Annotated in this window: 23 protein-coding genes; 16 read left to right on the plus strand and 7 right to left on the minus strand. The window is 74.0% G+C overall.

Annotation, left to right across the window (positions count from 1 at the left end):
* Positions 1 to 7: 7 nt before the first annotated feature.
* From ACFYPS_RS01580 to ACFYPS_RS01600, 5 genes are all read left to right on the plus strand, one after another.
* Positions 8 to 946 carry a lysylphosphatidylglycerol synthase transmembrane domain-containing protein gene (locus tag ACFYPS_RS01580; RefSeq protein WP_354962589.1) on the plus strand — a complete coding sequence of 313 codons (939 nt, stop codon included), beginning with the start codon at positions 8 to 10 and terminating at the stop codon, positions 944 to 946.
* A 58-nt stretch (positions 947 to 1004) separates the two neighbouring features.
* The gene (gene ribA, locus ACFYPS_RS01585; RefSeq protein WP_354962404.1) at positions 1005 to 1688 is read left to right on the plus strand and encodes a GTP cyclohydrolase II; all 684 of its coding nucleotides are present in this window, start codon (positions 1005 to 1007) and stop codon (positions 1686 to 1688) included.
* A complete protein-coding gene (locus tag ACFYPS_RS01590) occupies positions 1685 to 2392 on the plus strand; it encodes a dihydrofolate reductase family protein (RefSeq protein WP_354962403.1) in 708 nt (235 codons plus the stop codon). The genes ribA and ACFYPS_RS01590 overlap by 4 nt, the downstream gene beginning before the upstream one ends.
* Before the next feature lie 79 nt (positions 2393 to 2471).
* Positions 2472 to 3095: a hypothetical protein gene (locus ACFYPS_RS01595; RefSeq protein ID WP_354962402.1), complete on the plus strand. Its 624-nt coding sequence runs from the start codon at positions 2472 to 2474 to the stop codon at positions 3093 to 3095.
* A gap of 126 nt (positions 3096 to 3221) precedes the next feature.
* Positions 3222 to 6113, plus strand: a complete 2892-nt coding sequence (locus ACFYPS_RS01600; protein ID WP_354962401.1) for an Hsp70 family protein — start codon at positions 3222 to 3224, stop codon at positions 6111 to 6113.
* A 12-nt stretch (positions 6114 to 6125) separates the two neighbouring features.
* On the opposite strand, the gene ACFYPS_RS01605 is transcribed toward ACFYPS_RS01600, so the two are convergent.
* On the minus strand, positions 6126 to 6557 hold the full coding sequence (locus ACFYPS_RS01605; protein ID WP_387322258.1) for a Rieske (2Fe-2S) protein: 432 nt from the start codon (positions 6555 to 6557) through the stop codon (positions 6126 to 6128).
* A gap of 212 nt (positions 6558 to 6769) precedes the next feature.
* Between ACFYPS_RS01605 and ACFYPS_RS01610 the strand changes: the two genes are divergently transcribed.
* The gene (locus ACFYPS_RS01610; protein ID WP_354962399.1) at positions 6770 to 7342 is read left to right on the plus strand and encodes a nucleosidase; all 573 of its coding nucleotides are present in this window, start codon (positions 6770 to 6772) and stop codon (positions 7340 to 7342) included.
* Positions 7343 to 7352: 10 nt separating this feature from the next.
* Here the strand turns inward: ACFYPS_RS01610 and ACFYPS_RS01615 are convergent, their stop codons facing one another.
* Positions 7353 to 8531: a low temperature requirement protein A gene (locus ACFYPS_RS01615; RefSeq protein WP_354962398.1), complete on the minus strand. Its 1179-nt coding sequence runs from the start codon at positions 8529 to 8531 to the stop codon at positions 7353 to 7355.
* A gap of 177 nt (positions 8532 to 8708) precedes the next feature.
* Here ACFYPS_RS01615 and ACFYPS_RS01620 point away from each other — a divergent pair, with 177 nt between their 5' ends.
* From ACFYPS_RS01620 to ACFYPS_RS01630, 3 genes are all read left to right on the plus strand, one after another.
* On the plus strand, positions 8709 to 9578 hold the full coding sequence (locus ACFYPS_RS01620) for a S1 family peptidase (protein WP_354962397.1): 870 nt from the start codon (positions 8709 to 8711) through the stop codon (positions 9576 to 9578).
* 77 nt (positions 9579 to 9655) lie between these two features.
* Complete coding sequence (locus ACFYPS_RS01625) at positions 9656 to 10699, plus strand: sugar kinase (protein WP_387322260.1); 1044 nt, start codon at positions 9656 to 9658, stop codon at positions 10697 to 10699.
* Positions 10696 to 11313, plus strand: a complete 618-nt coding sequence (locus ACFYPS_RS01630; protein WP_354962395.1) for a bifunctional 4-hydroxy-2-oxoglutarate aldolase/2-dehydro-3-deoxy-phosphogluconate aldolase — start codon at positions 10696 to 10698, stop codon at positions 11311 to 11313. The genes ACFYPS_RS01625 and ACFYPS_RS01630 overlap by 4 nt, the downstream gene beginning before the upstream one ends.
* Before the next feature lie 20 nt (positions 11314 to 11333).
* Here the strand turns inward: ACFYPS_RS01630 and ACFYPS_RS01635 are convergent, their stop codons facing one another.
* From ACFYPS_RS01635 to ACFYPS_RS01655, 5 genes are read right to left on the minus strand one after another with little or no spacing between them, the layout of a single operon-like run.
* Positions 11334 to 11906 (minus strand): GNAT family N-acetyltransferase, encoded by a 573-nt coding sequence (locus ACFYPS_RS01635; RefSeq protein ID WP_354962393.1) that lies wholly within the window; start codon positions 11904 to 11906, stop codon positions 11334 to 11336.
* Positions 11896 to 13950 carry a penicillin acylase family protein gene (locus ACFYPS_RS01640; protein ID WP_387322262.1) on the minus strand — a complete coding sequence of 685 codons (2055 nt, stop codon included), beginning with the start codon at positions 13948 to 13950 and terminating at the stop codon, positions 11896 to 11898. Before ACFYPS_RS01640 ends, ACFYPS_RS01635 begins: the two co-directional genes overlap by 11 nt.
* The gene (locus tag ACFYPS_RS01645; RefSeq protein ID WP_354962390.1) at positions 13947 to 14771 is read right to left on the minus strand and encodes an ABC transporter ATP-binding protein; all 825 of its coding nucleotides are present in this window, start codon (positions 14769 to 14771) and stop codon (positions 13947 to 13949) included. Before ACFYPS_RS01645 ends, ACFYPS_RS01640 begins: the two co-directional genes overlap by 4 nt.
* Positions 14772 to 14800: 29 nt before the next feature.
* A complete protein-coding gene (locus ACFYPS_RS01650) occupies positions 14801 to 15829 on the minus strand; it encodes an iron chelate uptake ABC transporter family permease subunit (protein WP_354962389.1) in 1029 nt (342 codons plus the stop codon).
* Positions 15826 to 16776: an iron chelate uptake ABC transporter family permease subunit gene (locus ACFYPS_RS01655; protein WP_354962588.1), complete on the minus strand. Its 951-nt coding sequence runs from the start codon at positions 16774 to 16776 to the stop codon at positions 15826 to 15828. Before ACFYPS_RS01655 ends, ACFYPS_RS01650 begins: the two co-directional genes overlap by 4 nt.
* A 246-nt stretch (positions 16777 to 17022) precedes the next feature.
* On the opposite strand from ACFYPS_RS01655, the gene ACFYPS_RS01660 reads away from it, so the two are divergent.
* From ACFYPS_RS01660 to ACFYPS_RS01690, 7 genes are all read left to right on the plus strand, one after another.
* Positions 17023 to 18054, plus strand: a complete 1032-nt coding sequence (locus ACFYPS_RS01660) for an ABC transporter substrate-binding protein (RefSeq protein ID WP_354962388.1) — start codon at positions 17023 to 17025, stop codon at positions 18052 to 18054.
* A gap of 110 nt (positions 18055 to 18164) precedes the next feature.
* A complete protein-coding gene (locus tag ACFYPS_RS01665) occupies positions 18165 to 19715 on the plus strand; it encodes a pyridoxal phosphate-dependent decarboxylase family protein (protein ID WP_387322265.1) in 1551 nt (516 codons plus the stop codon).
* A 29-nt stretch (positions 19716 to 19744) separates the two neighbouring features.
* Complete coding sequence (locus tag ACFYPS_RS01670; RefSeq protein ID WP_354962387.1) at positions 19745 to 21034, plus strand: lysine N(6)-hydroxylase/L-ornithine N(5)-oxygenase family protein; 1290 nt, start codon at positions 19745 to 19747, stop codon at positions 21032 to 21034.
* Complete coding sequence (locus tag ACFYPS_RS01675; RefSeq protein WP_354962386.1) at positions 21031 to 21654, plus strand: GNAT family N-acetyltransferase; 624 nt, start codon at positions 21031 to 21033, stop codon at positions 21652 to 21654. The genes ACFYPS_RS01670 and ACFYPS_RS01675 overlap by 4 nt, the downstream gene beginning before the upstream one ends.
* Positions 21651 to 23498 (plus strand): IucA/IucC family siderophore biosynthesis protein, encoded by a 1848-nt coding sequence (locus ACFYPS_RS01680; RefSeq protein WP_354962385.1) that lies wholly within the window; start codon positions 21651 to 21653, stop codon positions 23496 to 23498. Before ACFYPS_RS01675 ends, ACFYPS_RS01680 begins: the two co-directional genes overlap by 4 nt.
* Positions 23499 to 23625: 127 nt before the next feature.
* Positions 23626 to 24465, plus strand: a complete 840-nt coding sequence (locus tag ACFYPS_RS01685; protein WP_354962384.1) for an NmrA family transcriptional regulator — start codon at positions 23626 to 23628, stop codon at positions 24463 to 24465.
* 1 nt (position 24466) lies between these two features.
* Complete coding sequence (locus ACFYPS_RS01690; RefSeq protein WP_354962383.1) at positions 24467 to 24967, plus strand: anthrone oxygenase family protein; 501 nt, start codon at positions 24467 to 24469, stop codon at positions 24965 to 24967.
* Positions 24968 to 25065 lie beyond the last annotated feature (98 nt).

The following is a 25065-nucleotide window of genomic DNA, read 5'->3' on the forward strand; positions in this document are numbered from 1 at the left end:
GGCGCCGATGTTCTGGGCCTGGGCACGAGTGGTCGGCGGGGTGGGCCTGCTCGCCGCCCTGCTGTGGCAGGTGGGCGCCGGCCCGTTCCTGGCCGGAGTGCGGTTGATCGACGCGCCGGCGCTGACCGCGGCGCTGCTCATCGGTGTCCTCACCACGGTCTGCGCGGCCTGGCGGTGGAGCCTGGTCGCCGGTGGCCTGGGCGTACGGCTGCCGCTGACGACCGCGGTCGCGCACTGCTACCGCGCGGTGTTCCTCAACGCCACCCTGCCCGGCGGTGTGCTCGGCGACGTGCACCGGGCGGTACGCCACGGCCGGGACGCCGGTGACGTCAGCCGGGGCATCCGCGCGGTGGTCTGGGAACGTGCCGCCGGTCAGGTGGTTCTGGTGGTCGTCGCCCTGGTGGTGCTGGCCGCCTTCCCGTCGCCGGTGCGGCCGTACCTGCCGGCCGCCGTCGCGTTGCTGGTCGCCGCTGGGCTGGCAGCCGTGCTGCTGGCGCGGGTCCTGCCGCAGGCCGGCCGGTCGCGCTCGGCACGAGGACTGCGCACCGCCGTGGCGGACGTCCGCGCCGGGCTGCTGGCCCGGCGGACCTGGTTCGGGGTGCTGGTCGCCTCCACCGTGATGGTCGCCGGTCACCTGGCCACCTTCCTGGTGGCGGCGCGTACCGCCGGCTCGGACGCCCCGCTGTCCCGGCTGCTGCCGCTCACCCTGCTCGCGCTGCTCGCCATGGGCCTGCCCTTGAACATCGCCGGCTTCGGCCCGCGTGAGGGGGTGGCGGCGTGGGCGTTCGGCGCGGCCGGGCTCAGCGCCGCCGAGGGGGTCGCCACCGCCACCGTCTACGGTGGACTGGTGCTGGTGGCCAGCCTGCCGGGTGCCGCCGTGCTGCTCGCCCGGCGTGCTCGGACTCCGGCCCCCGGTCGGGAAGCCGCCTCCGGTAGCGGCTGTTGAGCCGGTTGTGAGACGGTACGCGTCACCGCACGGTGGTGGCGCCGGACAAAGGAGTCCCATGCCCAAAGCATTGCCGGTCGCCACGGTCCGTACGCAGGTCACGGTGCCGCTGACCTTTCCCGACGGCTACGCCACGACCACCCGGGTGTTCTCGTTCAAGGGCCTGGTGGACGGCCGCGAACACCTGGCCCTTGGCCTCGGCGACTGGGCCGGCGCGCTGGACCGGCTCGCCGACGGTGGCGAGCCGCCACTGGTCCGCCCGCACAGCGAGTGTCTGACCGGCGACGTGTTCGGCAGCCAGCGCTGCGACTGCGGGCCGCAGTTGCGCGAGGCGGTGCAGCGGATCGCCGAGGCCGGCGGTTTCCTGCTCTACCTGCGCCAGGAGGGCCGGGGCATCGGCCTGTACGCCAAGCTCGACGCGTATGCCCTGCAGGACGCCGGGCTGGACACGTACCAGGCCAACGTCGCGCTCGGCCGGGGCGAGGACGAGCGGGACTACACCGCCGCCGCGCAGATGCTGGCCACCCTGGGTGTGCCTCGGATCCGGCTGCTCAGCAACAACCCGGACAAGGCGGAGCAGCTGACCCGCCTGGGTGTGGCGGTCGCCGAACGGGTGCCCACCGGCATCTTCCTCTCCCCGGCCAACGCCGACTACCTTGCCGCGAAGGCGGCCAAGGCTGCGGAGACCGAGGCGGACGCGGCTCCCGCTGGGCGTACCCCCGATCGGCCCGTCGCCCCATGAGCTGCCGGCCGGCGCTGGCGCGGCCGTACGTGCTGCTGAGCTGCGCCACCTCGATCGACGGGTACATCGACGACGCCTCCGACCAGCGGCTCCTGTTGTCCAACGCGGACGACCTGGACCGGGTCGACGCCGTCCGGGCCAGTTGCGACGCGATCCTGGTCGGTGCCGGCACCGTCCGCCGCGACGATCCCCGGTTGCTGGTGCGCGCGGCGGAGCGGCGGGCCGAGCGGGTGGCGGGCGGGCGGCCGGCCTCGCCCATCAAGGTCACCCTGACCGCCCGGGGCGACCTCGACCCGACGGCTCGGTTCTTCACCGCGGGCGACGCGCCCCGGCTCGTCTACTGCGCCAGCGACGCGCTGGAGAAGACCCGGGAACGGCTCGGCCGACTGGCCACCGTGGTGGACGCGGGCGAGCCGGTCGACCCCGGTTGGCTGCTGGCCGACCTGGCCGCCCGGGGCGTACGGCGGTTGATGGTGGAGGGGGGTGGGACGGTGCACGCCCAGTTCCTCACCGCCGGCCTCGCCGACGAACTGCACCTGGTGGTCGCCCCGTTCTTCGTCGGCGACGGCCGGGCGCCCCGGTTCGTCGGCGAGGGCAGCTTCCCCTGGCACCCGGGCCGCCGGGCCCGGCTGGCCGAGGCCCGCCAGATCGGCGACGTGGTCCTGCTCCGCTACGCCCTCTCCGACCGCTGCCCCGGCGACTGACGCCACGCCGGACCGGCCCACACCAGGTGGTTCGCCGCGAGTGCGGTGGCCGCCTCTCGGCCCGGTAGGGTCCCGGCGCATGGCTTCACGAGCGGTTCGGTCGGGTGTCGTTGCCGCGCTGTGCCTGCTCGCCATGCTGGCTGGCTGTAGCGGTGACCCGAGTGCGACTCCGCTCGCCAAGGGCTGTCATCCACCTGCCCACGAAGATGAACTACTCGCCGCCTACCTCGCTGAACCGGTCTTCGCCTTCCGCCCGCCGGAGGCGCTCGCGGTCGGCCCACCAGCGGTCGAGAAGGGTTGCCGGCAGGTAGGTGAACGCGAGAGCACCCGGATCAAGGGACAGCCCGTCGACGCGGGTCCCGGCGTCACCACCACCAGGGTCAGCCTGTTCTTCGCGCTCGACGTGGGCTTCGCCCAGGACAAGCTGGCCGAGATGTACGAGCCGGCCATCCTGGCCGCGGGCTGGAAGACGCAGCCGTTGGACCTGGCGCCCGTGCACAGCAGCGGCGACGGACAGGCCGGTCTGTACTACTGCAAGGACGTCAACGGCGTGCCAAGTTTCCTCTCGGTGTACGAGCGCTGGGTGGGCACGACCGACGGGCGGGCTTTTCCGGTCTCCCCGTCGCCGGAAGACTGGCCCGAGGCCGGGAGCCTGGAGGTCACCGTCACCGCCGTACGCGGGGTCCGCTGTACGACCCCCTGAGCGCTGGTGAACAGGCACCCGGGTAGGCCGGACCGACGCGACTCCGACCGACTGATCAGCCCGCCAGCACCGGATGCGTACCATGCGGGGCTGGGTTTCCCTCGTCGTGGCGGAGGTATCGGGTAGATGGCAGGCCAGCACGAGGGCTTCGCCCTCGGCGTCGACCTCGGTACGTCCAACACGGTCGCGGTGCTGCGCTGGCCGGACGGGCGGACCCGTCCGCTGCTGATGGACGGTCAGCCGGTCAGTCCGTCCGCCGTGTACGCCGACCCGGACGGCACGCTGCACGCCGGTTGGGACGCCCGCCGGTTGGCGCAGGCCGATCCGGCCCGGTTCGAGGCGAACCCGAAGCGTCGGGTGGACGAGCCGGGTGTGCTGCTCGGGGACCGCTCGTACCCGCCGGCCGAGCTGCTCGCCGCGGTGCTGGCGGCGGTCGCGCGGGCCGCGGTGGGCACCGTCGGCTTCCTGCCCCCGGCTGTGGTCACCTGCCCGGCGGCATGGGACGCCACGCGGCGCCAGGTGCTCGGCGACGCGCTCATGCGGGCCGGCTGGCCGCAGGCGGCCGAGCACACGCTCGCCGGGCCGACGCCGCCGGGCACCCGGCTGCTGCGCGAGCCGGTGGCCGCGGCCCGCTACTACACGCAGGTGCTGCACCGGCCGGTGCCGGTCGGCGGCGCGATCACGGTGTTCGACTTCGGCGGCGGGACGCTCGACGTCGCGGTGCTGCGCAACGAGGGCGCCGACCCGTGGGGTGACTCCGGCTTCCGCGTGGTGGCCGATGGTGGCCTGCCGGATCTCGGTGGCCTGGATCTGGACGCCGCGTTGGTGCGGCGGGTCGGCGAGCTGGTCGGTGACCGGCACGCCGCGCAGTGGGCCCGGCTGATTCACCCGACGGACCCGGCGCAGCGCCGCGACCAGGTCCGGCTCTGGGACGAGGTCCGGGGCGCCAAGGAGACGCTGTCCCGCTCGACGGTGGCGCCGGTCGCCGTGCCCGGCGTGGCCGAGGCGGTGCGGCTGACCCGGGCGGACGTCGAACGGGTGGCCACGCCGTTGCTGCGCCGCGCGGTCGACCGGGCCCGGGAGGTGATCGCCGCCGCGGGCCTCAGCCCCGAGCAGCTCGCCGGGTTGTTCCTGGTCGGCGGCTCGTCGCGGATCCCGCTGGTGGCCCGGATGCTGCACGCCGAGCTGGGGGTGGCGCCGACGGTGCTGGACCAGCCGGAGTTGCCGGTGGCCGAGGGAGCGCTGACCGACCTGCCGCTGCTCCGGCAACTGTCCGCGCCGGCGTACGCCGGACCGCCGCTCGCCCCGCCGAGCGCCCCGGCCGGACCGGCGCAGGCACCAGCCTCGCCAGCCGTACCGACGCAGGCCCCTGCGTCACCGGCCGGACCACCGTTCGCGCCGACCTCGCCCGCCGCGCCCGGTTCGACCGCGCCGACCATCCCGGCTGGGGCCGGTTCGACCGCGCCCACCGTCCCCGCCGAGGCCGCCCCGACCGTGCCGTCGCAGCACGGGTCGGTGTCGACGCTGCCGTCGGGGCCGTCCGGGTCAGGTTGGCCGGGGTTGCCGACGCCGACCGAACCAGAGCCGGCGGGCGTACCGGCGACCCTGGTCGGTGGCCACGGTGCCACCCCGCCGCCGACGCCCAACCGCGTCCCCGGGACGCGTTGGCGGCGGGCCCACTGGGTGGTGCTCGCCGCGGTGCTCGCCCTGGCCGGGGTGGCCACCGCGTCGACGCTCTACTTCCTCCGCGACCGCTACCCGGACCTGGAGTTCCGACCGCTGAGTGTGCTGTCCCGGCCGCATGCCGGCGCCGAGCGGCCGAGCGGCATGTGGACGGCGGTGCTCGAGGATCGGGCCTACCTCGGGTACCCGCTGCCGGACAAACGGCTCGAGGTGGTCGCCGTCGACACCGGCACCGGCGACGAGCTGTGGCGCAAGCCGACCAACGTCAGCGCCGACGACTGGACGGGGCTGGTGGCCGTCCCGGGGGCGGTCGCGGTCATCGCCGACGCGCCGGGCGACAGCACCCCCCGCCAGCTGGCCGTCCTCGACGGTCGCTTGGGCACGCAGCGCTGGAACCGCGCCATCCGTGGCGACGACAGCGTGTACTTCGCCGACGGCGTGGCGGTGCTGGTGGACCGGGCCGGCGACCGGCTGGTCGGCCTGCGGCTGAGCGACGGCCACGAGACGTGGACCGAGGCCAACCCCCGCGACCAGTACGGCGGCGGTCGCACCGTCGTCCGGCCGGTCAGCACCGATGGGGCGGCCGGCGGGCCGGCCTTCCTCGACGGCACGCCCCGCAACCCGTGGACGAGCAAGGGGCGGCGACTCGTGCAGATCGGTGCGGACCGGTCGGCGCGGTTGCTCGACATGGCCTCCGGCTCGGTGCTGCGTCAGTGGGGCAACGTCGCGGACCTCGACGACCTGGTGGTGGCACACGAGGACCGGCTCTACGTGGCGGCCAACGACGGCGGATACCAGCTGCTGGCGTACGACCTGAACTCCGACGCCACGCCCGTGGTTCTCTACCGGGCCGGGAACGACCAGCGCCGGCCGAAGGAGCTGGTGGCCTGCGGTGAGCGGCGGGCGTGCCTGCTGGAGGTGCCGAACAGCGAGGCCGAGCGCACCGAGGTGGTGGCGGCGACCGAGGGTAAGAGCCCGGTTCGGTGGGCGGCGCCGGGCGCGACCGGCCTGGTCCCGCTCGGCGCCCAACTGCTCGCCCAGCGGGAGAGCCCGGAGTCGACGGTCACTGTCTTCGACGCCGAGGGCAAGGCGGTGCTGCGCGACCGCCGCGGCGTGGCGGTCCGCCTCGACGAGGGCAACCTGCTGGTCTTCGCCAAGGCGCCCAGCACGGTGGCGGACAACCGGGTCCTGGCCGGCGTGTGGGCCGAGCCGGGCGCGGTCGACGAACTGGGCGAACTCCAGGACGTCCGCAGCGCGTCCTGCTCGTGGAACACCCGGGTGATCGCCTGCGGCGCCGACAAGGACTTCGTCCTGTACAGCTTCGTGGACGAGTAACCGCCGCGATCTTCAGGTGCGGACGATGTTCGTGCCCTCGACCCGGACCGGGATCTCGGTGAGCCCCCGCGTGGCGGGGCCGGCGAGGCGGGCGCCGTCGCTGGCCGAGAAGGTGGAGTTGTGCGCGGGGCAGGTGATCACCCCGTCCCGGGGTGCGCCGACCCGCGCGCCCTGGTGCGGGCAGGTCGCGTCGTACGCGGTGAAGGTGCCGGCCTCGGGCTGGACGACCAGCACACCGTCGACGACCGTGCCGCCGCCGACCGGCACGTCGCCGGTGCGGGCCAGCACGGTGCCGGGTGTGGCAGCCGCCTGACCGGTGGGGGAGTCGCCGGCGCCGCAGGCGCTCAGCAGTCCGGCCGCGCCGACCGCGCCGACACCGCTCAGCAGCGCTCGCCTGCTCAGGCACCAGCGGTCGTCGCGGAGGAACTCCTGCCCGTCGTACACCGTCGTCACCTCTCCGTCGGCGGACCGGACCGCCGTCGGTCCGCGCGCGGTCGCCGGTGTCGGCGGTGGCGCACCCGGACGGGTCCGGTGGCTCGCCGGGCCAGCCTGCCCCATCCGGCTGGGCGCGCGTTGCGAGCCAGCTGAATGATGGCTGGGCGCACGCCCGCCGAGGCCGAAACGCCCGCCTCCGGGACGGCCCGTACGATGCTGCGGTGATTCTTCGGGGTACGGTCCGGCTCGATCGTCCGCTGGTGGTGCTCGCCGTCGAGGAGGAGGCCCGGTACCTCCCGCCGGAGCTGCCGGTGCTGTTCACCGGGATGGGCAAGGTGAACGCCGCCAGCGCCGTGGCGGCGGTGCTGGCCGCCGGCCCGCGCCCCGCCCTGCTGCTGAACCTGGGCACGGCGGGGGCGTTGCGCCCAGGCTGGACCGGCATCCACGAGGTCGCCACGGTGCTCCAGCACGACCTGGACACCGCCCTGTTGCGCACGCTCACCGGCCAGACGTACGGCGCGCCGCTCCCGCTGGCCGCGGAGGGCGCCGTGCTGGCCACCGGCGACACGTTCGTGGCCGACGACGGCGCACGGGACCGGTTGGCGCAGCGCGCAGACCTGGTGGACATGGAGGGGTACGCGATCGCCTGGGCCGCCAACCAGGCTGGCGTGCCATGCCGGCTGGTCAAGCAGGTCAGCGACGAGGCGGGGGATGGTGCGGCCCGGACGTGGCGGGAGTCGGTCGACGCCTGCGCCCGGGACCTCGCCGAGTGGGCCACCCGACACCTCGCCTGACGGTCGCGGGTCAGTCGTTGCTTCGCCGCCACTCCAGCCCCGGCTTGGTCTCCCGACCCCCGCCGGGGGTCAGGATGTGACCGGCCAGCCCGGCCGCCACGACCACGGTGACCAGCAGCGGCGGCCAGCCGCCGGCCCACGGCAGCACCAGCAGCGGCAGGAGCTGCCAGGCCAACCGCCGCCACGGCACGTTGTTGGTCACCAACCAGGTGAACAGGACGCGCCCGAGCACGAACAGCAGCGGACCACCGACGATCAGCATGAGCCACCGCACCGGCGTCTCTCCCGTGGGCCGGGCGGCGACCAGGTCGAACGACGCCGCCGTGCCGACCACGCCGGTCAGCATCACCAGATGGGTGTACGGAGCCAGTCGGGACGCCTGCCTCGCTTCGACCCCGGCCAACAGGAACTGGCCGGCCCGGAAGACGTAGACCTGCCAGAGCAGCAGCATGATGGCGAAGGCGCAGAAGAGGGCGGTGAGCCGGAAGCGGTCGAACTGTGTCCGGCTGACCTCCAGGGTGGGCACCAGGATGATATCGCCGAGGGCCAGGATGATGAACTGCTGGTACCGCTCGCCCAGGTGCCCGGTGGTCCGGTCGTACTGCTCCATGGGCACCTGACCCAGCCAGGGCGTCGGGTACCGGACCGCCGCGAAGAACAGGTCGATCGCTATCGCCACGGCCCAGAGTCCCCAGTCCGGCGCGCCGGTCACCGCCCCGGCGATCCAGAAGACGCCGGAGACCACGAACCAGAACAGGAACCGCGTGGCCCGTTTCTTGGCCGCCTCATGCCGCTGCCGGTGCAACGAGGTGATCAGGACGACGCCGCGCACCACGTGCGTGGTGACGTACGCGATCGCGAAGACCATCGCGTGCCCTGCCGAGAGCATCGGCAGCGCCGCCGCCATCCCCACCGACCCCACCATGGCGACCATCAGGATGACCTGGATCGGGCGCTGATCAGGGTCGTAGAACTCGGTCGTGGTCGAGGTGACCGACCAGGTCCACCAGATGGCCGTCAGCGTCAGCAGCACCTCCGCGGCGCCGGTCCAGGATTCACGTTCGGCGATCAGCTTCGAGACCAAGGCGAGGGCGGCCACGAAGACCACGTCGAAGAGCAGCTCCAGCAGGGTGGCCCGGGCCGATCCGTCCGGGCGGCGCACCAGCGCCGCAGTGCCTCCGGTGGTCATGCCCGGCCTCCCGCCGCATCCTTCGAGGATTATCGGCGGCGACGGCGTGGCCCGTCCCCGGATCGACGATTCCCGCCGACCCCTGGTCAAGCGCGCGACCGGGCGTGGTTGCCATGGCGACAGCCGCCGGGCGATGCTTGACGGCATCCATATATCTCGATCTCTTTGGAGGTTCGGATGCTCCGCAGCCCGCTCGTCGCCCTCGTCCTGACCGCCCTCCTGCTCGTTGCGCCCGGCGCGGCGCAGGCCGCCGTCCCCGACCGCGCCGCCCCCGCCGCGCCCGTCGCCGACCCGGTGGCCGCGCTGGCCGGTGTACGCACACCCGGCACCGCCTGGGGCCTCGACCCGGCCACCGGCCGGATGACCCTCACCGTCGACGACACCGTGACTCCTGCCCAGGTGGCGGCGCTGCGGACGGTGGCCGACCGGGCCGGCGCGCTGCTGCGTCGGGAACCCGGAACGCTGCGCACCCTGATCGCCGCCGGACAGGGCGTCTACGGCGGTGGCAGCCGCTGCTCGCTCGGCGCGAACGTGCGCAGCGGCAGCACCTACTACGTGATCACTGCCGGCCACTGCACCACCGTCGCCAGCGCCTGGTACGCCGACAGCGCGCAGACCACCGTGCTCGGCACCCGTACCGCCACCAGCTTCCCCGGCAACGACTACGGCCTGATCCGCTACACCGGCCGGATCGCCCATCCCAGCGCGGTCTACACCTACCCTGGGCTGCTGACGATCTACGGCGCCGGCGGCGCGTACGTCGGTCAGGCGGTGTGCCGCAGCGGCGTCACCACCGGCGTGCGCTGCGGCACCGTCACCGGCCTCAACCAGACCGTCAACTACGCCGGCGGCAACGTGGTCTACGGCCTGATCCGTACCAACATCTGCGCGGAGCCGGGGGACAGCGGCGGCCCGCTCTACGTGGCCGCCACCGGCATGATCATCGGCATCCTCTCCGGCGGCAGCGGCAACTGCACCTCCGGCGGCACCACCTATTACCAGCCGATCGGGGAGGTGCTGGCCGCGTACGGGCTGACGCTGCCCTGACCTCGTCGCGATGCAGTTGCTCGTCCCGCGCGACGCGCCTAGGCTCGGCGCACCCCGAACCCTCGCCCGGAGGACGTGTGCCGACCCCCGACGCCCGACCCGACTCCGCGACCGCTCCGGCCGGTTCCCCGTCGGTCGAGGTCGCCACGGTGGGGGAGACCATGGTCGTGCTGTGCCCCGCGCCGGGCGAGCCACTGGAGCACGCCGAGCGGGTCGCCGTCTCGGTCGGCGGCGCGGAGTCCAACGTGGCCGGTTACCTCGCCCGGCTCGGGCACCGGGCGGCCTGGGTCAGCCGGGTCGGCGACGACCCCTTCGGCCGGGCCGTCGTCCGACACGTCGCCGCCGCCGGCGTCCGGGTGGATCTGGTGACTGTGGATCCGGCGGCCCCCACCGGGCTGTACGTCAAGGACCCGGGCGCGACGGCGACCGAGGTGCACTACTACCGGGCCGGCTCGGCCGCCTCCCGAATGGGCCCCAGCACCTTGGCCGACCAGCGGCTGGCCGGCGCCCGGGTGCTGCACCTGTCCGGGATCACCCCCGCGCTCTCCGCCCCCTGTCGAGCACTGGCCGAGCACGCGGTGACCGACCGGCCGCTGCCGGGCGCGCTGGTCAGCTTCGACGTCAACCACCGGGCCCGGCTCTGGCCGGCCGACCGGGCCGCGTCGGTGCTGCGCGACCTCGCCGACCGCAGCGACCTGGTTTTCGTCGGTCAGGACGAGGCGGACGCGCTGTGGGGCACGGACGATCCGGCGGCGGTGCGCCGCCTGCTGCCCGGGCCGGAGACGGTGGTGGTCAAGGATGGCGCGGTGGGGGCCATCGCGCTGTGCCGCGACGCCGAGCCGGTCTTCGTCCCGGCGCCGCGGGTGGCGGTGGTGGAGCCGGTCGGCGCCGGAGACGCGTTCGCCGCCGGCTACCTCGCCGGGCTGCTGCGCGGCCTCGACACGGTACGGCGGCTGCGTCTCGGGCATCTGGTCGCGGCCCAGGCGTTGGGCAGCAGCGGCGACAACGCGCCGGTGCCGCCGTGGGCCTGGTTCGACCAGCTGCTGGACGCCCCCGCCGAGGCCTGGTCGCCGCTGGACCTGGCCCGGCTTCCAAGCGATCTCGGATGGAGTGGATCATGAGCACAGCGGACTTCGGCGACGTCTTCGGCACGGCCCGGGTGATGGCGATCCTGCGCGGCCTGCCGGTGGCGGAGACCGTCCGGCTCGCCGGCCGCGCCTGGGACCTTGGCATCGACGTGGTCGAGGTGCCGGTGGCGACCGCCGACGCGGTGCCGGCGCTGCGCGCGGCCGTCGAGGCGGGCGCCGAGCGCGGCCGGATCGTCGGCGCCGGCACCGTGCTCGACGTGGAGCAGGTCGCGGCCGCGGCCGACGCCGGGGCCGCGTTCACCGTCGCGCCCGGCCTGGATCTCGCGGTCGCCGACGCCGCTGCCGCGCGCGGCCTGCCGCACCTGCCGGGCGTGGCCACGCCGACCGAGGCACAGCAGGCGTTGCGACACGGCCTCACCTGGCTCAAGGCGTTCCCCGCGATCTCCCTCGGACCGGGCTGGTTCCGGGCGGTCGCCGGCCCGCTGCCGCAGCTACGGTTCGTCGCCACCGGTGGCCTCGACGCGGGCAACGCCGGTGCGTTCCTCGACGCCGGCGTACGGGTCGTGGCGGTCGGCTCGGCGCTGGCCGATCCCGATCAGCTGGACCGGCTGTCCGAGCTGGTCGCCCTCGGAACCTCCGCCCGCTGATCCCGGTTCGCCGCCCGGCGTCAGCCGGTGGCCGCCGGTCGGTCGAGAAAGAGCAGCCGGGCGCGCTTCTCCGGCAGGTCGATCAGCGGGCCGGGCCGGAAGCCGGCGCGCACGAACCGGTCGACGGCCTTGTCGTTGCGGGCGTCCGGCTCCATGACGACCCGCAGGCGGCCGGGGTCGGCGAGGACGAAATCCAGGATCGCGCCGAACAGCGTGCCGGTGAAGCCGCGCTCGACCGTCACCGGTGGCCCGATCAGCAGGTGGACGCCGACGTCGCCGGGAAGCACGTCGTAGCGCTCGCCGACCGGGTCGGCCTCCGGCTGGTAGGTCTGCGCCAGCGCCACCGGCACGCCGTCGCGGTGCACCAGGTACGCGTGGTGGGTGGCCAGCGAGTCCAGGTACGCGTAGATCTCGTGCACCCGCTCACGGCTCGCCTCGCGCATCCCCCAGAACCGGGCCCGCTCCTGGGTCACCCAGGCGTGCAACAGGTCGGCGTCCTCGTCGGGCCGCACCGGCCGGATGGTCACCAGCCCAAAAGCGGGGATGTCCCGCCGGTGGCGGTGTCGATCGGCGGTCCTGGTGTCAGTGCTCATCACGCTCCTCGGTGAGCTTCTCCCAGCCCGTGGTCACCGGCAACAGCTCCCCGGCCAGCCAGGCCGGGCTCTGGTCGTCGTGGTGCGGGTCGCCGGGCACCCCGCAGGCGCCCAGCGGGACCACCCAGCGGCTGTCGTCCCGCCGGGCCAGGTCCCACACGAAACGCGCGGCCGGTCCCCGGAAGCACCAATGGGTCACCCCGGGCACGCTGGAGGTGGACAGCACGCAGTCGTGGTCGCCGCCGAGGCGGGGGCCGGGGCCGGCGTCCGGGTCGGGCAGCGCCCGCCACGGCGCCAACCGGTGCAGGTCTCCCCAGCGCACCTGCCCGTCCGCCGCGCCCGCGACCTCCTCGGCCGCCGTGCGGACCAGCGCCGCCACGTCCACGCCGGGCAGCCGGGCGCCGCCGAGCAGGTGCGACAGCGCGTAGCCGACCCGCGGCGTCAGTGCCAGCCAGGGCGCGAACACCTCCGGGTACGCCGGCGGCTCGGCCAGCGCGGCCAGCGCCGGGTGGGCAGCCAGCCGGCGTACGACGGCCGACCGCAGCACGGCGAAGTCCGCGGCGTCGGTGCTGTCGGCGGCCATCCGCCGGTCCCAGCGCAGCAGGCGTTCACGCAGCGCGTCGGCATCCGGACCGAGCCCGGTCACCCCGGCCAGGATCGCCAGCAGCGGACCGGCCGACGCCAGGTACGTGTCGGTGTGCACGGCGGCCAGGCGCTCGGCCGTCCAGGCGTGGCCGGCGTCGAGCAGCTCGGCGATCCGGTGCGCCCGGTGCGGCGGGGCGAACTCGACACCCAGCGGCGCCGCCAGCCCCCGCTCGTTGGCCATCACCGCACGGCCGGCCACGTCGGCCCGGGGCAGCGGCGCGTACCAGCCGCGCCAGGCGTACTCGGCCCGCCAGGCCGGGACCACCCCCCGGCCGTTCTCCGGATTCCGCACCGGCACCGCGCCGGCGACCCGGTGCAGCAGCCCGCCGGCGGTGTCCGCCGCCTGCACCACGTTGACCGGCTCCACCCAGTGCCGCAGTGCCCGGTCCACGTCCGCCACGCTCCGGGCGCGCAGCAGCTCCGGCAACGCCGCGAACCCCAGCTCGGCGCGGACGCGGGGAGGGTAGCGGAGGCTGATGGCGCTGGACTCGTCCGGCCCGCCGACGATCACCGGGCCTCGCTCGGTCTCCACCACCTCGACCTCGACCGGGTCCGCCCCAGCCACCTCGATCGTCTCGACGTGGGTGTGTGCCGGTCGCCAGCCGTCCGGGCCGAGCGCTTCGACCACCGGGCGCTGCCGGCGCAGCCGCTCGGCGTACAGGTCCTGGTAGTCGGCCATCGCGTTGGTGATCGCCCAGGCCACTGCGCCGGCGTGCGCGAAGTGCGCGATGCCCGGCACACCCGGCATCGCCAGCCCGACCACGTCGTACTCCGGGCAGGCCAACCGGATCTGCTGGTAGACGCCGGGATCCTCGATGAACCGGTGCGGGTCGCCGGCGAGCAGCGCCGCCCCGGTGCCGGTCCGTTCGGCCGCGAGCAGCCATCCGTTGCTGCCGGCGACGGCCGGCCCGTCGGTGGCGAACAGGTCCCGCGCGTCCGGGCCGAGCCGGCGCGCCACGTGCTCGCGCCAGAGCTTGCTGGGGAACCCCGCGAACAGGATGTGGTGACCCAGCCAGATGGCCAGCGGCGTCCACGGCTGCCACCGGCCCGGGCTCAGCCCTGTGGCGGCGAACTCGGGAGCGCGGGCCGCCCCGGCGGCGAGGCCGGCGTTCACCCCGGCCACGTACGCGCCCACCCAGGCGGCGGTCGCCGGGTCGAGCGCGGCGTGGCAGCGGCGGGCGGTGTCGTCGAGCCGGACCTGCCGGGCGAACCGGTCCCAGCCGAGCGCGTCAGCGCCGAGGAAGGCGGCGCTGGTGCCCTGCGCCCGGTGCCGTTCCACCTCGATCTGCCACGCCCGGTCGTACGCGGTCACCCGGCCCTGCGCCGTCGCCAGGGCGAGCGGGTCGCCGGCCCGCAGGTGCGGCACACCCCACCGGTCGCGGAACCGCTCAGCGTTCACGCCGGCTCCGGGGCGGGCACGGTGGCCCGGCGCCGGGCGGCGGGGATGACCAGCGGGGTGCCGGTCTCCGGGTCGTCGATCACCCGGCAGGGCAGCCCGAACACCTCGGCCACCAGGTCCGCGGTGACCACCGAGGCCGGCTCGCCGGCGGCCACCACCCGCCCGTCGCGCATGGCGATGAGGTGGGTGGCGTAGCGGGCGGCGTGGTTGAGGTCGTGCAGCACAGCGACCAGCGTGCGCCCCTGCTCCTCGTGCAGCCGGGCGCAGAGGTCCAGGATCTCGATCTGGTGGGCGATGTCGAGATAGGTGGTCGGCTCGTCGAGCAGCAGCAGGGGGGTCTGCTGGGCCAGCGCCATGGCGATCCACACCCGTTGCCGCTGCCCGCCGGAGAGCTCGTCCACCGACCGGTCGGCGAGGTCGGCGACCCCGGTGGCGGCCATCGACTCCTCGACGACCCGCTCGTCCTCCCGGGACCACTGCCGCAGCAGCCCCTGGTGTGGGTACCGGCCCCGGGCGACCAGTTCGGCGACGCTGATCCCGTCCGGCGCGATCGACGTCTGCGGCAGCAGGCCGAGGGTGCGGGCCACCTTCCGGGCGGGCACGTCGTGGATGTCCCGCCCGTCCAGCAGCACCGCGCCGGTGGTCGGGCGCAGCATCCGGGACAGGGCGCGCAGCAGGGTCGACTTGCCGCAGGCGTTCGGGCCGATGATCACCGTGAACGACCGGTCGGGCACCGCCACGGTCAGGTCCTCGGTGATGGTGCGCCGATCGTAGGCGAGGGTCAGCGCGGTGCCGCCGAGCCGTGAACTGCCGGGGTGCATGGATGCTCCTTCGAAGGCGTCGCGGGTGTTCACAGCCGACCCGCCCGGCGTTCCATGGCCAGCAGCCACACCAGGTAGCCGCCGCCGATCACCCCGGTCACCACACCGACCGGAAGCTGGTGCCCGGTGAAGGCACGCTGGGCCAGCAGGTCGGCACCGACCAGCAGCGCCGCGCCGACCGCCATCGACGGCACCAGGTTCGGGCCCGGCGCGCGGGTCAACCGCTTCGCCACGTGCGGCGCGACCAGCGCCACGAAGGACACCGGCCCGGCGGCGGCCGCGGCGAACGAGACCAGCAGCACCGCGGCGGCGAGCAGCACCAGGCGCAGCAGCCGCACCGGCACGCCGAGGGCGCTGGCCGTGTCGTCGCCCAGTTCCATCATTCGCAGCGCCGGGGCGCAGCCGATGAGCACCAGCGGTGCCAGCACGGCCACGACGGCGAGCAGCGGCCCGGCGTTGGCCCAGCCCCGGCCGTCCAGGCTGCCGGTGAGCCAGAGCACGGCGCGGGCGGCGTCCATCAGTGGCGCCCGGGTCAGCAGGTAGCCGTTGACCCCGGTGAGGATCGCGGCGACGCCGATGCCGACCAGGATCAGCCGGTGACCGTGCACCCCGCGCCGCCAGGCGAGCGCGTAGATCAGCACGCCGGTGCCGAGCCCGCCGGCCACCGCCGCGCCGGCCAGCGCCAGGCTGCCGCCGCCGAGGACGACCACCACCAGCGCGCCGGTCGCCGCGCCCTGGGTGAAGCCGAGCACGTCGGGGCTGCCCAGCGGGTTGCGTACCAGGGACTGGAACACGGTGCCGGCCAGCGCCAGCGCCGCGCCGACCAGCAGGGCGGTGACCAACCGGGGCAGCCGCAGCTCCCCGACGATGAACTGCTCGGCCGGTGTGCCGCCGCCGGTCAACGTGCGCAGCACGTCGGCCGCGCCCATCGGGTAGTCGCCGCTGCCCAGGGCGACCAGACCCAGCCCGGCGGCGAGCAGCGCGGCACCGGCGCCGACGATCAGCGCGCGGGGGCGGAAGCGCAGCGAGAGCCCGCCCGGGGTACGGAGGACGGTCATGGGTGGGCCACCCGTCCGCGGGTGACCAGCCAGAGGAAGAGGGGGCCGCCCAGCACGGCGGTGACCATGCCGACCTGGAGTTCACCCGGCCGGCCCAGCACCCGGCCCAGCACGTCGGCGCCGAGCAGCAGCACCGGTGCGAGCACCGCGCAGTACGGCAGCAGCCAGCGCAGGTCGGGGCCGATCAGGGCGCGGACCAGATGCGGCACCAGCAGCCCGACGAAGACGATCGGGCCGCAGGCCGCGGTCGCCGCGCCGCAGAGCAGGGTCACCGCGACGATCACGGCGGCCCGGATCAGCGCGGGTCGGGCGCCCAGGGCGCGCGCGGCGTCGTCGCCGAGCGCGAGGGCGTTCAGCGGGCGGGCGGCGCCGAGCGCGACCAGCAGGCCGACCAGGATGAACGGCAGCACCCGGGTCACGGTCGCGGAGTCCGCACTGGCCAGTGAGCCGACCGTCCAGAACCGCAGCCGCTCCAGCGAGGCGGTGTCCAGCAGCATCACCGCGCTCACGTACGAGTAGAGGGTGGCGTTCAGCGCCGCGCCCGCCAGCGCGAGGCGGGCCGGAGTGGCCCCGCGTCCGCCACCCACGGCGTAGACCAGCGCGGTGACCACCGCCGCGCCGAGCAGCGCGAACCAGACGTACCCGCCGATGGCCGTGACGCCCAGGAAGGCGGCGGCGGAGGCGACGGCGGCGGAGGCGCCGGCGTTGATGCCGAGCAGCCCGGGGTCGGCGAGCGGGTTGCGGGTGAGGGCCTGCATCACCGCGCCGGCGACCCCGAGCGCCGCGCCGGCGATCAGCCCGAGCAGGGTGCGTGGCAGGCGCATCCGGTGCACCACGGCGTACTCGGTGGCGTCGCGGTGCAGCAACCCGGACCAGACGTCGCCGAGTGACATGGACTTCGCGCCGACCGCGATGCTGAGCAGCAGGACCACGCCGAGCAGCGCCACGGCGCCGATCAGGCCGGTGGCGCGGGCCGCGTCGCGACCGCGCCGCACCGGCGGTGGTGCGAGGGGTGGTGCCGCCAGGTCAGCTGGCACGGTTGGTGCCGGTCTGGTGACGGAGGGTGTGGCGTCCAGTGTGGGCTCCGGGGTGTGGCGACACGACGTACCGATGTTGACAACGAACGAGGTTAGGCTAACCTAACCCCGCCGTCCTGGTCGACCCCGGCCGTCCCCTGATCGAAAGACAACACCATGCCCGATGCCCTGTCCGCCCGTCGCCTCTCCCGTCGTGGCCTGCTGGCCGCCGGTGGCGCCGCCACGCTGGCCGCCCTGCTCGCCGGCTGTGGCAAGGACGACGCCCAGAAGCCCGACGCCAGCAACGGAAGTGGCCCCTGGTCGTTCACCGACGACCGCAACCAGAAGATCGAGGTGGCGGCTCGTCCGACCCGCGTGGTGGCCTTCACGGGGGTAGCGGCCGCACTGATCGATTTCGGTCTCGACAAGCAGCTCGTCGGCGTGTTCGGCGAGACCAAGCGCGCCGACGGCACGGCCGAACCGCAGGCCGGCGACCTGAACATCGAGGCCGTGGAGATCCTCGGCAACGTGTGGGGCGAGTTCAGCCTGGAGAAGTACGCGGCGCTGCGCCCCGAGCTGCTGGTCACGCACATGTACGACCCGGACGCCCTCTGGTACGTGCCGGACGAGAGCAAGACCAAGATCCTGCCGCTGGCGCCGAGCGTGGCGATCACCACCGCCCGGGTGCCGATGACCAAGCCCATCGAGCGGTACGCCGCGCTGGCCGAGTCGCTCGGCGCGGACCTGTCCGCGAAGAAGGTCACCGACGCAAAGGCCCGCTTCGAGGCCGGCGCCGAGGCGGTCCGCCAGGCCGTCAAGGCCAACCCGGCGATCAAGGTCATGGCCTGCTCCGGCAGCCCCGACCTGTTCTACGTCTCCAACCCCAAGGTGAGCACCGACCTGATGTACTTCGCCGAGCTGGGCGTGGACATCGTGGTCCCCACCAAGCTCGAAGCCGGCGACTACTTCGAGGCGCTGAGCTGGGAGAACGCCGGCAAGTTCCCGGCCGACCTGATCCTGCTGGACAACCGCAGCACCGCCCTGCAGCCCAAGGACCTCACCGCCAAGCCCACCTGGCAGCAGCTGCCGGCGGTCAAGGCCAACCAGGTGACCCCGTGGGACACGGTGCCCCGCTTCTCGTACGCCGGCTCCGCGCCGCTGCTGGAGAACCTCGCCACCGCCATCCGGAACGCGAAGAAGATCAGCTGACGCCATGACCGCCTGACCGGCGACCCAATCGAAGGCAGCACGGCCCCCGGCGCTCGACCGCGCCGGGGGACGGTTCCGGCTGCCCATCGTCGAGAACGTGGAGGACATCCGTGACCCTGCCGACGTACCCCGTCGAGACCACCGCGCCGCCATCGGCACCGGCCACCGCGCCGGCAGTCGCGCGGGCCCAGCTGCTGCACGGCGACTCGGTCGAGCAGTACCGGCGGACACTCGCCGACGGCGTCGACCGGGTCGCCCGCCGGGTGGCCACCGTGGACCGGCCCGGCACCGGGATCACCCCGGCCGAGCTGGCGCCCGTGGTCGATGGCGTCGACCTGGACCGACCCCTGGGCGACGCGGACGCCGCGCTGGACGAGCTGGAGGACGTCTACCTGCGCGACGCCGTCTGGTTCCACCACCCCCGCTACCTCGCCCACCTCAACTGCCCGGTGGCCATCCCGGCACTGCTCGGCGAGGCGGTGCTCACCGCCGTGAACTCCTCCCTGGACACCTGGGACCAGAGCGCCGGGGCCACCCTCATCGAACGGCGCCTGATCGACTGGACCGCCGCGCGGGTCGGCCTCGGCCCCACCGCCGACGGCGTCTTCACCACCGGGGGCAGCCAGTCCAACCTCCATGCGCTGCTGCTGGCCCGGGAGGAGGCGTGCGCCGCCGCGACCACTCCGGCGGCCCGCGCCGACCTGCTGCCCCGCCTGCGTGTCCTCACCTCCGCGGCCGGTCACTTCAGCGTGCAGAAGTCCGCCAAGCTGCTCGGCCTGGCCCCGGACGCGGTGCTCGCGGTGCCCACCGACCCGCAGCGCCGCATCCGCCCGACCGCCGTCCGCGACGAGATCGCCCGGTGCCGGCAGGCCGGGCTGGTGGTCATGGCGGTCGTCGGCACCGCCGGCACCACCGACTTCGGCTCCATCGACCCGCTCGCCGACCTGGCCGGGGTCTGCGCGGCAGCCGGGGTGTGGCTGCACGTCGACGCCGCGTACGGCTGCGGCCTGCTGGTCTCGCGGACCCGGCGGCACCTGCTCGACGGCATCGATCGGGCCGACTCGGTGACCGTCGACTACCACAAGTCGTTCTTCCAGCCGGTCAGCTCCAGCGCGCTGCTGGTGCGCGACCGGCGGGTGCTGCGGCACGCCACCTACCACGCCGACTACCTCAACCCGGCGCGGATGGTGGAGCAGCGGATCCCCAACCAGGTCGACAAGAGCCTGCAGACCACCCGCCGCTTCGACGCGCTGAAGCTCTGGCTGACCCTGCGGGTGATGGGCCCGGACGCGCTCGGCGCGCTCTTCGACGAGGTGGTCGACCGGGCCGCCGACGCCTGGGAGTTGGTCAGCGAGGATCCCCGCTTCGAGGTCGTGACCCGCTCGGAGCTGAGCACGGTGGTGTTCCGTTACCTGCCCACCGGCCCTGCCCGGGAGTTCGCCGACGCGGCCAACCTGCACGCCCGGGAGGCGCTGGCCGCCTCCGGCGCCGCGCTCGTCGCCGGGACCCGGGTGGACGGCCGGCACTTCCTGAAGTTCACCCTGCTGAACCCGGCCACGACTCTCGACGACGTCGGGCACGTGCTCGAACTGATCGCCACCCACGCCGGCCGGTACGTGCACGACCGTACCGCCGCCGACCTGACCTGCCACGTCGGCTGATGCCGGCGAACCCGCGCCTGGAGGGCCGGATGTCCACCCACGACTTCATCGCCATCGGGCTGGGCCCGTACAACCTGGGCCTGGCCTGCCTCACCGCGCCGATCGACGAGCTGGACGGGGTGTTCCTGGAGGCCCGGCCGAGCCTGGCCTGGCACCCCGGCATGCTGCTGGAGTCGGCCCGGTTGCAGACCCCGTTCTTCGCGGACCTGGTCAGCCTCGCGGACCCCACCTCGCCGTACTCCTTCCTCAACTACCTGAAGGAGATCGGCCGGCTCTACCCGTTCTACATCCGGGAGAGCTTCTACCCGCTGCGCAGCGAGTACGACGCCTACTGCCGGTGGGCTGCGGCGAAGCTGCCGAGCCTGCGCTTCGGCCAGACGGTCACCACCGTGGAGTACGACCCCGCCGACGAGGGGTACGTGGTGCGGGCCAGCACCGCCGCGGGGGAGACGGTCGAATACCGGGCCCGGCACCTGGTGCTCGGCACCGGCACCCCGCCGCACCTGCCGCCCGCCGTCGCCGCGCTGCCCGGCGACGCGGTGCACAACTCGCGCTACCTGGAGCACCGGGACGCGCTGCGCACCAAACGCAGCATCACCGTGGTGGGCAGCGGGCAGAGCGCCGCCGAGATCTACCACGACCTGCTCGGCGACCTCGACCGGTACGGCTACCAACTGAACTGGGTGACCCGCTCGCCGCGGTTCTTCCCCCTCGAATACACCAAGCTGACTCTGGAGATGACGTCACCGGACTACGTGGACTACTTCCACGCGCTGCCCGAGGCGACCCGCTACCGGCTGGAGTCCGAGCAGAAGGGGCTGTTCAAGGGGATCAACGCGGACCTGATCAACGACATCTTCGACCTGCTCTACGCGCACAGCGTCGACGGGCCGGTGAACACCCGGCTGCTCACCAACACCGAGCTGACCGGCGCCGACCACCACGACGGGGCGTACACGCTCGGGTTGCGTCAGGTGGAGCAGGAGCGCGACTTCACCCTGCGGACCGAGGGCCTGGTGCTGGCGACCGGTTACCACTACCGGGTGCCGGAGTTCCTCACGCCGGTGCGCGACCGGATCCGCTGGGACGCGCGCGGCCGATTCGACGTGGCCCGCAACTACAGCATCGACCACACCGGCCGGGGCATCTTCCTGCAGAACGCGGGCACCCACACGCACAGCATCACCTCACCGGACCTGGGCATGGGCGCGTACCGCAACTCGTGGATCATCCGGGAGCTGCTCGGCCGGGAGCACTACCCGATCGAGAAGAGCATCACCTTCCAGGAGTTCGGCGCGCCCGCCGGGGTGGCGTCGTGACCGTCGTCTACACCCGCGTCGACGACCGGCTCGGTGAGTTCACGCTGCGTACCCTCGACCCGGACGCCGACGCCGCGCTGCTGCACGCCTGGGTGACCCACCCGAAGGCGGCGTTCTGGCTGATGCAGGACGCCGACCCGGCCGGGGTGGCCGAGGAGTACCGGCGGATCGCCGCCCACCCGCACCACGACGCGTACCTCGGCCTGTGCGACGGACGTCCGGCCTTCCTGGCCGAACGCTACGACCCGGCGCGCGTCGAGCTGGTCGGCCTGTACGACGCCCAGCCCGGCGACGTGGGCATGCACTTCCTCTGCGCGCCCACCGGCACCCCCGTGCACGGCTTCACCCGGGCGGTCATCACCACCGTCATGGCCTGGCTCTTCGCCGACCCGGCGACCCGCCGGGTGGTGGTCGAGCCGGACGTGCGCAACACCGCCGTGCACGCGCTGAACGCCGCCGTCGGTTTCGAGGTCGTCGGCGCCATCGCCAAGCCCGAGAAGGAGGCGCTGCTGAGCGTCTGCACCCGGGCCCGGTTCCACGCCGCGACCGACCAGGCAGCGGCCGACCGGGCCGCCACAGACCGCGCAGCCGCCACCCGAACCGAAGGAGCCCCGGCGTGACCGCCACCGCCGTCCCCACCCAGCCGTCCTCCGCCGCCGCCTCGGCCGCCGTCGACCCGGTCGGGCATCTCACCCCGCAGCGCTGGGCCCGGGCCAACCGGCTGCTGGTCCGCAAGGCGCTCGCCGAGTTCACCCACGAACGGCTGATCACCCCGGAGCCCGTCCCGGTCACCACCGACGACCGGCAGTGGTACGAGGTCCGCAGCGACGACGGCGCGGTCACCTACCGGTTCGCCGCGCGGGTGTTCGCCCTGGCGCACTGGCAGATCGACCCGGACAGCATCACCCGGCACCGCGACGGGGTCGCCCTGCCGCCCGACGCGGTCGACCTCATCGTCGAGCTGCGCGACACTCTCGGGCTCTCCGCGCGGGTGCTTCCGGTCTACCTGGAGGAGATCACCTCCACCCTCGCCGGCACCGCGTACAAGCTGGCCCGCCCCGCGCCGGACGCCGCCGAGCTGGCCGGGGCGGACTTCCAGACCATCGAGACGTCGATGACCGAGGGCCACCCCTGCTTCGTGGCCAACAACGGCCGGCTCGGCTTCGGCGTCGACGAGTACCACCGGTACGCCCCGGAGGCCGCCGCGCCGGTCCGACTGGAGTGGCTGGCCGCACACCGGGACCACTCGACGTTCAGCAGCGCCGCCGACCTCGACTACGACACGCTGATCGAGGGTGAGCTGGACGTCGACACCCGGGCCCGGTTCGCCGCGACGATGGCCGGCCTGGGGCTGGATCTCGCCGACTACCACCTGATCCCGGCGCACCCGTGGCAGTGGTGGAACAAGCTGGCGGTCACCTTCGCCGGCGAGCTGGCCGAGCGGCGGCTCGTGCACCTCGGCCCCGGGTCGGACGAGTACCTCGCCCAGCAGTCCATCCGCACCTTCTTCAACGTCACCGAGCCGGGCCGGCACTACGTGAAGACCGCGCTGTCGGTGCTGAACATGGGCTTCATGCGCGGTCTGTCGGCCGCGTACATGGCGGCCACGCCGGCCATCAACGACTGGCTGGCGGACCTGATCGCGGGGGACGAGGTGCTGGCCGGCACCGGGCTGACGGTCATCCGGGAGCGGGCCGCGGTGGGCTACCGGCACCGGCAGTACGAGGCGGCCACCGACCGCACCTCCCCGTACCGGAAGATGCTGGCCGCGCTGTGGCGGGAGAGTCCGGTCCCCGGCCTGGCGCCGGGCCGGCGACTGACCACCATGGCCGCGCTGCTGCACGTGGACAGTGACGGCGGCTCGCTGGCCGCGGAGCTGATCGCCCGGTCCGGGCTGGCGCCCGAGGTGTGGCTTCGCCGCTACCTGGACGCCTACCTGACCCCGCTGCTGCACAGCTTCTACGCCCACGATCTGGCGTTCATGCCGCACGGCGAGAACGTCATCCTGGTCCTCGACGAGCGGGACACCGTCGAGCGGGTGATCTTCAAGGACATCGCCGAGGAGATCGCGGTGATGAGCACCGAGGTCGAGCTGCCGCCCGCGGTGGAGCGGATCCGGGTCGAGGTGCCCGACGACACCAAACTGCTGACCATCTTCACCGACGTGGTCGACTGCTTCCTGCGCCACCTCAACGCGGTGCTGGTCGAGGCCGGAGTGCTGGCCGAGGACGCCTTCTGGCGTACGGTCGCGGCCTGCGCCGCCGACTACCTGGACCGGGTGCCGCACCTGGCCGAGCGTGCCCGCCGCTACGACCTGTTCGCCCCGGAGTTCGCGCTGTCCTGCCTCAACCGGCTGCAACTGCGCGACAACCAGCAGATGATCGACCTGGCCGACCCGTCGGCCGCCCTCCAGTTCGTCGGCACGCTGACCAATCCGCTGGCCCGCTACGCGCCGGCCCGGTGACACCGGTCGCGCTCCGGCCGGGTCGGCGAGGCTGACACCCGGCCGGGGCGCGACCGCGAGACGATTGCGTATGCACCCGACGGTGTGACGCATGGTCGAAGCGTTCGCCGGCCAGTGCAATGGAGGCGTGACTGAAACCTCCCCCGTACTCGTCCTGGGTGGCACCGGCAAGACCGGCCGCCGGGTCGCCGCCCGGCTCGCCGCCCGAGGGCTGCCGGTCCGGCTCGGCTCCCGCGCCGGCGCTCTGCCCTTCGACTGGACCGACCGGGCCACCTGGCCGGCCGCGTTGGCCGGCGTCCGGTCGGTGTACCTGAGCTACCAGCCCGACCTCGCGGTGCCCGGGGCGGTGCCGGCGGTCGACGCGTTCACCCGGCTCGCCGTCGCCGGGGGAGTGGACCGCGTGGTCCTGCTCTCCGGGCGCGGCGAGGCCGAGGCCGAGCAGGCCGAACAGGCCGTCCGGAAGGTGCTCGACGACGCCGGTGGCACCTGGACGGTGGTCCGGGCGAGCTGGTTCCAACAGAACTTCAGCGAGGGGGACCTGACCGACGCGGTGCGCTCGGGCACCGTGGCGCTGCCCATCGGTGACGTGCCGGAGCCGTTCGTGGACGTCGACGACATCGCCGACATCGCGGTGGCCGCGCTGACCGCCGAGGGCCACGCTGGCGAGGTGTACGAGGTGACCGGACCGCGTCTGCTGACCTTCGCCGACGCGATCGCGGAGATCGCCCAGGCCAGCGGCCGACCGATCCGGTTCGTCCCGGTCGACCCGGCGGAGTACGCCGACGCGCTGCGCGGTGCCGGCGTGCCGGCGGAGACGGTGGCGTTGCTGGCGTACCTCTTCGGCACGGTGCTCGACGGTCGCAACGCGAGCCTGACCGACGGCGTGCGGCGGGCTCTCGGCCGCGACCCAGCTGACTTCAGCGGGTACGCCCGGGCCGCCGCCGCGACCAGCGTCTGGGCGGTGTGAGATGAGTGTCCTGCGAACCGCGAGCCTGCTCGCCGCCACCGTGACCACCGGTCTGACCGCTGGGCTGTTCACCGCGTTCTCGTACGCGGTCATGCCGGGCCTGGCCCGCACCGACGACCGGACGCTGGTGCTCGCCATGCAGCGGATCAACGAGTCCATCCTCAACGGGTGGTTCGCCGTCTGCTTCGGCGGTGCGTTGGTGTTCACGCTGCTGGCGGCGGCACTGCACCTGGACGCCGGGCACCGCGCGGTGCTGCCGTGGATCGTCGCCGCGCTGCTGCTGTACCTGGTGGTGCTCGGCGTCACGGCCGTCGTCAACGTGCCCCTCAACAACGTGCTGGCGCAGGCCGGCGACGTCGACCGGGTCGCCGACCTGGCCGGCTTGCGGGAGGGCTTCGAGGCTGCCTGGGTGCGCGGCAACGTGGTCCGGGCCGTCGCCTCGACCGGCGCGTTCGGGCTGCTCACCTGGGCCCTGGTCGCGCTCGGCCGACTGCCCGGCTGAGCCGCCCGCTCGCTCCACGTGACCGCCGTCACGTAAGTACTTGACTGGTCAAGGAATCTGCCGCGTGTGTCCCGGGTTGCTGACGAGCGTCAGGCACA

It is taken from the genome of Micromonospora sp. NPDC005087, assembly GCF_042872965.1.
Classification (GTDB): Bacteria; Actinomycetota; Actinomycetes; order Mycobacteriales; family Micromonosporaceae; genus Micromonospora.